General features: G+C 57.5%; 1 protein-coding gene. It reads left to right on the forward strand.

The features are described 5' to 3' along the window. A partial coding sequence (locus AAEY72_RS15900; RefSeq protein WP_352311622.1) for a hypothetical protein occupies window positions 1-247 on the forward strand: 247 nt, incomplete at both ends.

A 247-nucleotide genomic window follows, 5' to 3' on the forward strand; every position in this document is an offset into this window, starting at 1 on the left:
TCAAGTTGCTGCATATCAACCGCTGCCCGGTGGTCGCGCCATTAAAGGTGCTGCGTCCGCAAGACCTGGAGCGCCTGCAATTGGATAAGGAGGCTTGCCTTGCACGGGCGCTGCGGCTAACTGACGCACAGGAAGTTTGGCGGGACAAGTTAGCAGCCATTTATGCCGAGGAAGACTTTGCGCCGAACGCGGACCCGGAGCAGCAGCTCTACGATGGTTTTATTGGTGACCGTGACCGTCGTTTATG

It is taken from the genome of Psychrobacter sp. W2-37-MNA-CIBAN-0211, from assembly GCF_040309405.1.
GTDB lineage: Bacteria > Pseudomonadota > Gammaproteobacteria > Pseudomonadales > Moraxellaceae > Psychrobacter > Psychrobacter glaciei.